The organism is Kosmotoga arenicorallina S304 (genome assembly GCF_001636545.1).
GTDB lineage: Bacteria > Thermotogota > Thermotogae > Petrotogales > Kosmotogaceae > Kosmotoga_B > Kosmotoga_B arenicorallina.
Genome location: NZ_JFHK01000016.1, coordinates 17,685 through 27,205, shown reverse-complemented (window position 1 = coordinate 27,205; position 9,521 = coordinate 17,685). Strand labels below are relative to the sequence as shown.

The following is a 9,521-nucleotide window of genomic DNA, read 5'->3' as shown; positions in this document are numbered from 1 at the left end:
TGAAATACATGACACCACAAGCTTTTAAGAAATGTCGTAGCATTTCCATGATTCAATCCGTTAAAGCTTGATTTCGTTAACCCTTGTCTCATTATTGGGGGTCAGACCGCAATCCACGCACAACCCACAACCTACAACGAAAACTGAGACTCGAGAAGCCGAGAGCCGAGAAGGCGAGAAACAAGAAATCGTTGTGCGTTGTTCGTTGTACGTCACAATCCATCATATTTACCCCCTTGAAAGTATTGAAAAAGGTTTACACACAACCTACAACCGACAACCTACAACGAAAAATGAGAACCGAGACTAAGTGACCGAGAAGGCGAGAAAAAGTAACCGAGATTCGAGATTCGAGAAAATCGAGAAATGGTAACCGAGAGTCCGAGATCCGAGACTTGGGATTCGAGAAACAAGAAAATCGTTGTATGTTGTGCGTTGTTCGTTGTACGTCAATTATTTCCATCCGTTCTTCCCCCTTTATATGCTAAAATTCCCTTTGCAAAAACTTCCTTACTGCCTTTTTGTACAGGAAATAAAGGCAAATGAGTGAAATAAGAACTACTGCAAAAGGAACGGGGCTTGTGTAGAAACCAATCAATCCATTTTCAGAAATCCCAAATACCCTTCTCAAAATTATTGTTGACCATATGGGGAAGCTTAGAACCAGCATGTACGTGAGCATAGTTGGAATAAGCATTTTGCTGTATTCCAGTTTGAATATGAACACATATAAAATGCCCATCATGAACGCACTAAACGAAAAAGCAACGCACACCGCTCCAAGTACTATTTCAGGATATATGCCTTTTAGAACAATGAAGTGAGCCAACCAGATTGCAAAAGCCATAACAATACCCGGAATCAGGAATGCAAGGAACTTAGCTTTCACTATTTTGGCTTTCTTTACAGGGAGCATTCCATAAAGATGATACCCCTTATTTTTTTCGTCGTATTTTTCGTTCCCCATGGGAAGGCCAAAAATTACCATCCCTTCCAATATGAACAGATAATCCATAACAGCCATTGGGGTACGTTCGAGGTCTCTCCCTGTTATAACGAGATACATTGCTGCTACTGTCAAAAGGGCAGCGGATACGAATATAAGCAGTACGCCTAAGCTTGTCAGCTCCTTTTTAAGTATTTTTAGCATTTGCCTTGCCTCCTTTATCTGTTCGGGTACCTGGCTTTTACTTTGACAGTTAAAAGCATTAGTAAAAAGTATGTCAAAATCGAAATAAGCAGTACTGGCCACTTTGAAATGAGCAACGCAAAGTTTTCGATAGTTCCGGGATCTTTGCTTCTTCCTATGATCTGTAATATTAACAACACGACAAAACCCGCAGTTCCAGCACCAAAAAGAAGTATATTCAGGCATTTCTCAAAGCCAAGGCGTGCAATGCCCAGATGGAAAAGCCCGCCAATTACAAGAGCGAGATTGATAGAGATCATCAAAGCGTGAGTGGCAAGGGGCTCTACTCCATAAGCCAGCACAAAGGGCAATACCGAGCATATACTTGTACCCATGATTATCAATAATGCCAGGAATTTTGCCATTATTATATCCAGGAGTTTCACAGGCATTATGAGCATTATGTCATAACCCCTATGGTGGCTCTCATAGTTCTCAATCAGAGATATGGATATGAATATCCCCATAACTACAAAAGCTGCTCCAACCAAAGAGGTCAATGCTCCCCTGGTCGAACCGGAAAGCACAAGGTTTATTAAACTCATTGCCGAAAATATCGTTATAATCCAGAAAAGCAAAAAGAATTTTGCCTTATTCAGTTCTTTCAAAAGTATTTTCAGTATCATTTTTTACACTTCCCCACAAGGCAAATCAATATGTCATCCAGCCCGAGATTTTCAACTTTTACCCTTCCTTCCTGAAGTAATGGATCGAGCAGGGCCTTTAACTCACTGTATTTTGAGGTGATGCCAGAATTTCCAAAGGCTGTTTCGGTTTTATCAAAAAGCGAATTCTGCAAAGAGTCCGGAAGTTCACCATCTACATAGTGAATCCTCTTCCACTCGGCCAGAAGGCTGTCCTTTTCAGAGTAGAGTGCAACCTTTCCATCTAGAAGGTAGATAACATAATCAGCTATACGGTCAATGTCGTCTGTAATATGAGATGATATCAACACGCTCCTTTTCTCATCTCCGGCGATATTTCGCATTTCTTCTAGTATTTCCCTCCTTACAATGGGATCCAGACCAGAGGTTGGTTCGTCAAGAAGCATGACTTTTGGATTATGGGATATGGCAATTGCGAAAGAGAGTTTCACGCGCATCCCTTTGGATAATTCTCTTGCCCTTTTCTTTGGATCAATCTGGTATTTTTCAAGAAGTTCACGGAACAAATCGTTATTCCAGTTGCTGTAAAAGCTCGATACAAAATTCCCCAACCAGCTAACCCTTTTGTCTTCATAGAAATACTGATGCTCGCCCACATATCCGACAATATCTTTTATTTCCCTTTCGTTTTTGCTGAGGTCCATACCCATTATTCTCACCATGCCCGCATCGCGGTGAACTAAATTCAGCATAGATTTGATAAGTGTGGTTTTTCCAGCACCGTTTGGACCTATCAGGCCTACGATACTACCCTCGGGGATTTCTAAATCTATCGGACCAAGCTGGAAACCGGGATACTTTTTCACCAAATCTTTCACTTCGACAACTTTGTTCATTTGCTTTTCCCTCCCCATTCTTCGATCAGGCGAATTATCTCTTCAGGTTCGATTGAAAGCTCTCTTGCTCTTTTCATAAGAGTGGCAATTTCCTGCTCTATCGCTTTTGTTTTTTGAACTTTTATGTTCTTTAAATCAACCTCAGCAACGTATGTTCCCTGCCCCTGACGCGTTGTAATCAAGCCTTCTTTTTCGAGCTCTGCATAAGCCCGTTTCGTGGTAATTACGCTTACATTTAGCTCCTTTGCCAGAGCCCTGACAGAAGGCAATTTAGTTCCTGATTTAAGCCTTCCGGAAATTATCTCTTTTTTTATCTGGTCTTCTATTTGTTTGTAATAAGGATCGGGGTCGGTAGGTGAAAGAACAATCATATAAACCTCCACTGTGCATATCGTATATACACAGTATATACTTTTACATTTTCAATGTCAAGCCTTGCAGCACAAAATTATAAAAAAATTTCTAAAAGAAGCAGTCCTTTGAAGATGTAATCACATTATACAAAAGGCGCCCGAATTCACCAGATATACCCTCTCTCAAATTTGGATTTGACTATTTTCAATTTTTTGGGTATATCAATATTATACGGACACCGCTGAGAGCAAATCCCACATTCTGTGCATGTGTCAACACCTGGATAGAGGGCTTTGTATTCAAGCTTCGCCTGTTCTTCGCTCTGGAACCAGTGGGCAAGCCTATCCCTCAATACATAGTCCTGAACGTCTTCATATTCTCCATTGAGCATCTGGCGGTCAAAACGCCCTTCAGCAAGGAAGAATGAGGGGATATTTATTCCCTCGGGGCACGGAAGGCATTCAAGGCAAAGCCTGCATACATAGTTACCGAGTTCAGGTGCATTTCTCTGGAGCTCTGCTAATTCCAGCTCGTTATAAGCAGGCAGCTCAAGAATTTCCAGATCTTTCTTAAGCTGGTCAGCTGAATTAATACCGCTTACTATGCACGAAACCGGCAAGGTTCTTACGTATCTCAAAGCTCTTTCAACACTCCGAAAGAGGAAACCGTCCGCAAAAGGCTTCATAGCAAGCACTCCGATGCTATTTGATAAGGCAAAGGGAAGCACTTTTGTTTCTATTTCAGGGAAGTTAAAGCGGTCGTAGTAGTTAAATTGTGTCATAAAAAGATCAAAAGGGTATTCTTTTAATGCACGTAACAACGTACCGCCATAACCATGGCTCGTTATACCGACAAACCTTACCAGTCCCTCAACCTTTGCCCATTCAAGAGCTTCGATCGCGCCACCTGATGAGATTATCCTGTCCCAATCTTTATCATCTGTAACAGCGTGCAGGAAGATGATATCCACGTGCTTTCTGTTAAGGTTTTTCAGGCTTTTTAGAATTTCGCGCTTTGCCTCGCTGGCAGTTCTTTTCCCGGTTTTTGTGGCGACAATTACCCCGGAAGAAGGAAGTACTCTCGAGAGTTTTCTTTCTGATTCACCATCGCCGTAAGCATGGGCAGTCTCGAAGTAGTTTCCACCAGCATCAAGATAAGCTTTCACCAATTTCCTTATTTTGTCAAGAGTTATTTCCAGAAGATGAAATCCGCCAAGCCCTAAAAGAGAGAGTTCAAGACCGGTTTTCCCCAGTTTTCTGTATTCCATCATTTATCCCCCCTCAGGGGATTATATTCCGTAACTCCCCGTTTGAGAATCTCTGAACATCTCTATATGCGGCGGGAAATATGTGGCGTATACAAAGTAAGCGCCCAAAGCGATTATGGCAATTATAGAAAGAAAGTTAATGCTCTTGCTGGCCCGGGCTTTCACGGTTACGTTATAACTTATTAGCTGACCGATTACCACTGCTGCAAAATTCAAAGAGATATCAGCAACCAAACTGTCTTCAAAGAACAGCGTATAGAAGTAAAACCCGCCTAATATAACTGCACACATTGCATAAAGCGCAAGGGACTTCCCCAGAAAAAAACCTTTTGTCCTTATGTCAGGTAAGAATAAAAATTCCATAATCAGCAACAGCAATCCGGGATAATATACCAATTTCAGATGCTCCCAAACACTCTCGTTTACCGGGAAAAATGCCCCTGCAATAGAGTTTTCACCAAACCATTCAAAGGTGAAATGAAAGAGCGATCCAAGCAGAAAAATAAAGAAAATCCCTGATATTTCCCAGGTTCTAAAGGCGCTTTTCATGCCACCACCCCTAAAGCGCAAGTATCATCCCCTTCAGACCGGCATAGGTTGCCATGATGGGTCCCATTGCGTTAACGATAACCTCTGATTTGAAGCGTTTCTCAATTGCTTCTTTAAAAAAGAGCGCATCTTTTAAGTTGTCCACATGCGTGATTCCAAATATCCTTCCAGGTTCAGGGGTTAAATTGTTTATTATCTCAAGTATTGCCTCTCTGAATCTTTTGGTTCCTCGAACTTTTTTGAGCATTTTAACTTCACCTTTGACACCCTGGAGAATCACTTTTATGTTCAATAGCTTCGCAACTGTTCCCTGAACTCTGCTTAATCTACCACCTTTTACGATGTTTTCCAGCGTATCAAGGGGGATTATTATCTTCACTGATTCCCTGTACTTCTCAAGAGCTTTCAAAATTTCATGCATCTTTTTCCCTGATTGTGCAAGCCTGGCAGCCATGAGCACTTGAATCCCGTGAGAAAGAGAACCGGCGAGGGAATCAAACACAACGGCTTTATTGCCACTCATGTCGTTTCCTACCAGCGCTGACTGAAATGTTCCGCTCAGCTTTGAAGATATGGTAATGCACAGGGGTTCATTACCTTCATCGATGATTTCTTTGAAAGCATCGGCAAACATAGCGGGAGGGGGCTGCGACGTTTTGGGAAGGGCCTTGGCGGTTTGCATCCTATGCCAGTACTCCTCCGGGGTTATATCTTTACCCTCGGTATACCTCTTGCCGTCAATTTCGACACTCAGGGGAATGACTCTGATATCATACTCTTTTACCAGCTTCTCAGGAAGGTCACAGGAACTGTCTGTTACGAGTTTTATCATGTTCAGAAACCTCCGGACAATAAATATGAAGGCTTTTTAATTATACCCTATTGAGATATGCAGAAAAAACTCATTGAAGGGGAAGGGTGAAGGTTATTCTTTGAATTTCTCTTCAGATATAAGGCCAATCTTTATGCATTCTTCAAAAGCCTGTACCAGTATGGCGTCGTACTTTTTACCTGCAAGGGATTTGATTTCTTCGAGCGCTTCGCTCCATTCCATTGCATCTCTGTAAGGGCGTTTTGAAGTCATGGCATCGAAACTATCAACGATTCCTATTATCCGGGCTTCAATACATATCTCGTCGCCTTTCAAAGCATTTGGGTAACCGGAACCATCTATTCTTTCGTGATGCTGTAATATTGTTTCGGCGATATTCTCAAGGAATGTCCCTTTAACCATTCGTGCGCCTTTTTCCGGATGGCGTTTTATGTACTCAAATTCTTCTGCGGTTAGCTTTCCCGGCTTTTTCAGTATTTCCTCCGGCACATCAATCTTCCCGATATCATGAAAAAGGGCTGCCATAAGCAGATTTTCCATTTGCTCCTCAGAAAGTCTTAACAGCTTACCGACGGCATAAGAAAGGTCTCTTACCCTTTTGCCATGCCCATGGGTGTAGCTGTCTTTCTTTTCAACTTGCATGGCTATTTCCTTTAATTTTCTTGCTTCTTTGCTTAATGAAGAAAACATGGGTTTTGAGGTTATGTAAAGAAGTACACTGTCGTTAAGGGTTTTCAGCTCAACTGTTTCTTTTAAGTTGTGTGCGTAAAAATAGTCACCTGTTTCGAGAATAATTTCTTCATCATTTCTTTTGCACAGCAATTTTCCTTCAACCACAAAGAAAAACTCCAGGAGCTGACCATCATTGTAAGGTTCAATAAAACTTATTACATCCTCCTTAATTACCTGTCTCAAAACTTCTATACCATCACCATGGGCAAGTAACGCAAGGGATGAGCTTTTTAGAACGACTTCCTCAATGTGCTGATTAAGATTCTTTGCGATGAAATCTCTCATTTTTTCCTCCGGGCGAAACACTTATTCTGTTTAACATAATACCATGATTTCTTTTTTTGTTTTCTAAAGAATGAAACGATTATAAAACAAAACCCCGCTGTCGCGGGGTTTTACAATTTTCAAATTAGTCAATCATCAATTACTCTAAGGGGGTCAATTATAAATGTTTGATCTCCAAGTACAACTTCAACGTCATAGCAAACAACTGTAACACCTTGCTTTTCTGCGTACTTAATTACCGCTTCGGAAATTCTGGATGTTGCCCTTACCAGAGCCTCACCAATGGCTTGAACAACTTCATCATAGTTTTCAGAGTTTTCGTCTAACCTTGATACTGCATAAATAGCGCTATTAACAAGAGATTCTATAACACTGTTGGCTCTTTCGACAACATTATTAACATCACTGGTTGTTGCAGAAAATGCCATCTGGCCAATAAACAGAAAAGCCACTAACAATGTTGTAAACAAAATTTTGGATTTCATAATTGCACCTCCTCATATGTTTAATGCTTATGACTAAAACAATATTATCATATATTCGACATAATTCCAAAGGAAAGAGGTTAAGTTTTCCTTAAATCCTGCAAAAAGGAGCTAAATCCATGTAATTGCACATGCTCTTTGCTTTTCAGCACAGTGTATTTTTTATACTTATTGATTTAAGTGATAAAATTCTTATTAGTAGATACTCATGAATATGATGAAATGGGGGAGTTGCTCATGTTAAACAATATGGAAATCTCACAGGCATTAACTGTTAAGCTCGACCCGGTACTTCCACCTGATCCTGAATTCCTTCCGGGTATCAGAAGAGCGCCTAAACGCGAACTTACACTTAGCAAACGGGAGATAAAGCTTGCCTTAAAAAATGCTCTGAGGTATGTTCCGGAAGAACTTCATGAAAAGCTCGCACCTGAATTCCTGAATGAACTACTCACCAGAGGAAGGATTTATGGTTATCGTTTCAGGCCAAAGGGAGCTATAAAGGGAAAGCCCATCGACGAATACAAAGGAAAAACCCTTGAAGGAAGAGCCTTACAGGTCATGATTGATAACAATCTTGATTTTGACGTTGCTTTATACCCATATGAGCTGGTTACATATGGAGAAACAGGGCAGGTTTTCCAGAACTGGATGCAGTATCAGCTAACAAAGAAATATCTTGAGATAATGACCGAAGAGCAAACCCTCGTGATGATGTCAGGACACCCTCTGGGGCTTTTCAAATCCTCGCGCCACGCTCCCCGCGTCATCATCACCAACGCCTTGATGGTTGGAATGTTTGACAATCAGGAAAATTGGATTAAGGCTCAGGCTCTGGGAGTGGCAAATTACGGGCAAATGACTGCGGGCGGATGGATGTATATTGGTCCTCAGGGGATTGTGCACGGAACATTCAATACCATATTGAACGCCGGACGCCTGAAACTTGGCGTTCCGGAACACGGTGACTTGAAAGGTTTCCTCTTTGTCTCTTCTGGTCTCGGCGGTATGAGCGGTGCTCAGGCTAAGGCAATAACAATCGCAAATGGCGTTGGTATAATCGCTGAAGTGGATTACTCAAGAATAAGGACAAGGCTGGATCAAGGATGGCTCGATACATCTACCGATAACCTTGAAGAGGCTTTCAGGCTTGCACAGGAGCATCTTAAAAACGGCAAGAGCATTTCCATAGGCTATTACGGGAACGTAGTGGATCTTTTGCAATATGCAGTTGATCATAAGATCCACATAGATCTTCTCTCAGATCAGACTTCCTGCCACGCTCCGTATGATGGCGGTTATTGTCCCCAGGGTGTTACCTTTGAAGAGCGCACAGAACTTCTGAGCAAGGACAAGGAAAAGTTCAGAGAATTGGTTGACAGATCATTGAGAAAGCACTTCGAACTCGTTAAAACGCTTGTGGATCGCGGCACGTATTTCTTTGATTATGGAAACAGCTTCATGAAGGCGGTTTTTGACGCCGGTGCAAGGGAAATTGCAAAAAATGGCGTGGATACAAGCGAAGGCTTTATCTTCCCATCATATGTTGAGGATATTATGGGACCTATGCTCTTCGATTACGGTTATGGTCCCTTCAGGTGGGTTTGCCTTAGTGGAAGGCATGAAGATCTCATTAAAACCGATAAAGCCGCGATGCACTGCATCGACCCCAAAAGGCGCGGTCAGGATAGGGATAATTACATCTGGATCAGAGATGCCGAAAAGAACAATCTTGTCGTTGGCACTCAGGCGAGAATACTCTATTCGGATGCTGAAGGCAGGATGCGCATAGCCCTGAAATTCAACGAAATGGTAAGAAGAGGAGAAATCGGCCCTGTAATGATAGGCAGGGACCATCATGATACAGGCGGAACAGATTCACCATATAGGGAAACATCAAACATCAAAGACGGAAGCAATATCATGGCTGATATGGCAACCCATTGCTTTGCCGGGAATGCCGCACGGGGCATGACCCTTGTTGCCCTCCATAACGGCGGTGGCGTGGGCATTGGAAAAGCTATAAATGGTGGCTTTGGGCTCGTGCTTGATGGCAGCCGGCGTGTGGACGAGGTAATAAAAACCGCAATAGCCTGGGATGTCATGAGCGGTGTTTCCAGACGTGCCTGGGCAAGAAATGAACACTCAATAGAAACCGCTATTGAATACAACAAAAAGAACTTCGGCGAAGACCATATTACCCTGCCCTTTATCGCTGATGATAAGCTTATTGATGGTCTCGTGGACAAGTTAGATCAATAATCATAAAGCCGGGGTTCACGGGCTTTAGCATTTTCTCAAGAGGTTATTTAAGGTGGTGGGAACAT

General features: G+C 42.2%; 10 protein-coding genes. 1 reads left to right on the top strand and 9 read right to left on the bottom strand.

All coding sequences use genetic code 11. The features are described 5' to 3' along the window. Positions 1 to 484: 484 nt before the first annotated feature. The 9 genes from AT15_RS07265 to AT15_RS07225 form a co-directional block, all read right to left on the bottom strand. Complete coding sequence (locus AT15_RS07265; protein WP_068347924.1) at positions 485 to 1,150, bottom strand: ABC-2 transporter permease; 666 nt, start codon at positions 1,148 to 1,150, stop codon at positions 485 to 487. Between the two features lie 14 nt (positions 1,151 to 1,164). After that, positions 1,165 to 1,815: an ABC-2 transporter permease gene (locus tag AT15_RS10200; protein WP_068347923.1), complete on the bottom strand. Its 651-nt coding sequence runs from the start codon at positions 1,813 to 1,815 to the stop codon at positions 1,165 to 1,167. Next, positions 1,812 to 2,690 (bottom strand): ABC transporter ATP-binding protein, encoded by an 879-nt coding sequence (locus AT15_RS07255; RefSeq protein ID WP_068347921.1) that lies wholly within the window; start codon positions 2,688 to 2,690, stop codon positions 1,812 to 1,814. Before AT15_RS07255 ends, AT15_RS10200 begins: the two co-directional genes overlap by 4 nt. Further along, positions 2,687 to 3,061: a GntR family transcriptional regulator gene (locus AT15_RS07250; RefSeq protein WP_068347920.1), complete on the bottom strand. Its 375-nt coding sequence runs from the start codon at positions 3,059 to 3,061 to the stop codon at positions 2,687 to 2,689. Before AT15_RS07250 ends, AT15_RS07255 begins: the two co-directional genes overlap by 4 nt. Before the next feature lie 146 nt (positions 3,062 to 3,207). Beyond that, entirely contained in the window at positions 3,208 to 4,311 is a 1,104-nt protein-coding gene (locus tag AT15_RS07245) for an aldo/keto reductase (protein WP_068347919.1), read from the bottom strand. Positions 4,312 to 4,332: 21 nt separating this feature from the next. Beyond that, on the bottom strand, positions 4,333 to 4,860 hold the full coding sequence (locus tag AT15_RS07240) for a DUF6512 family protein (RefSeq protein ID WP_068347918.1): 528 nt from the start codon (positions 4,858 to 4,860) through the stop codon (positions 4,333 to 4,335). Between the two features lie 10 nt (positions 4,861 to 4,870). Continuing rightward, entirely contained in the window at positions 4,871 to 5,692 is an 822-nt protein-coding gene (locus tag AT15_RS07235) for a DegV family protein (RefSeq protein WP_068347917.1), read from the bottom strand. A gap of 93 nt (positions 5,693 to 5,785) precedes the next feature. After that, complete coding sequence (locus AT15_RS07230; protein WP_068347916.1) at positions 5,786 to 6,709, bottom strand: HD-GYP domain-containing protein; 924 nt, start codon at positions 6,707 to 6,709, stop codon at positions 5,786 to 5,788. Positions 6,710 to 6,837: 128 nt separating this feature from the next. Then, positions 6,838 to 7,194 (bottom strand): BAR domain-containing protein, encoded by a 357-nt coding sequence (locus AT15_RS07225; protein WP_068347915.1) that lies wholly within the window; start codon positions 7,192 to 7,194, stop codon positions 6,838 to 6,840. Positions 7,195 to 7,431: 237 nt separating this feature from the next. Between AT15_RS07225 and AT15_RS07220 the strand changes: the two genes are divergently transcribed. Further along, a complete protein-coding gene (locus AT15_RS07220) occupies positions 7,432 to 9,456 on the top strand; it encodes a urocanate hydratase (protein ID WP_068347913.1) in 2,025 nt (674 codons plus the stop codon). Positions 9,457 to 9,521: the final 65 nt, after the last annotated feature.

Coding starts and splice junctions, on each gene's coding strand:
- AT15_RS07245 (WP_068347919.1), bottom strand. CDS start 4,311: ATGGAATACAGAAAACTGGGGAAAACCGGTCTTGAACTCTCTCTTTTA.
- AT15_RS07240 (WP_068347918.1), bottom strand. CDS start 4,860: ATGAAAAGCGCCTTTAGAACCTGGGAAATATCAGGGATTTTCTTTATT.
- AT15_RS07230 (WP_068347916.1), bottom strand. CDS start 6,709: ATGAGAGATTTCATCGCAAAGAATCTTAATCAGCACATTGAGGAAGTC.
- AT15_RS07225 (WP_068347915.1), bottom strand. CDS start 7,194: ATGAAATCCAAAATTTTGTTTACAACATTGTTAGTGGCTTTTCTGTTT.
- AT15_RS07220 (WP_068347913.1), top strand. CDS start 7,432: ATGTTAAACAATATGGAAATCTCACAGGCATTAACTGTTAAGCTCGAC.
- AT15_RS07250 (WP_068347920.1), bottom strand. CDS start 3,061: ATGATTGTTCTTTCACCTACCGACCCCGATCCTTATTACAAACAAATA.
- AT15_RS07235 (WP_068347917.1), bottom strand. CDS start 5,692: ATGATAAAACTCGTAACAGACAGTTCCTGTGACCTTCCTGAGAAGCTG.
- AT15_RS07265 (WP_068347924.1), bottom strand. CDS start 1,150: ATGCTAAAAATACTTAAAAAGGAGCTGACAAGCTTAGGCGTACTGCTT.
- AT15_RS10200 (WP_068347923.1), bottom strand. CDS start 1,815: ATGATACTGAAAATACTTTTGAAAGAACTGAATAAGGCAAAATTCTTT.
- AT15_RS07255 (WP_068347921.1), bottom strand. CDS start 2,690: ATGAACAAAGTTGTCGAAGTGAAAGATTTGGTGAAAAAGTATCCCGGT.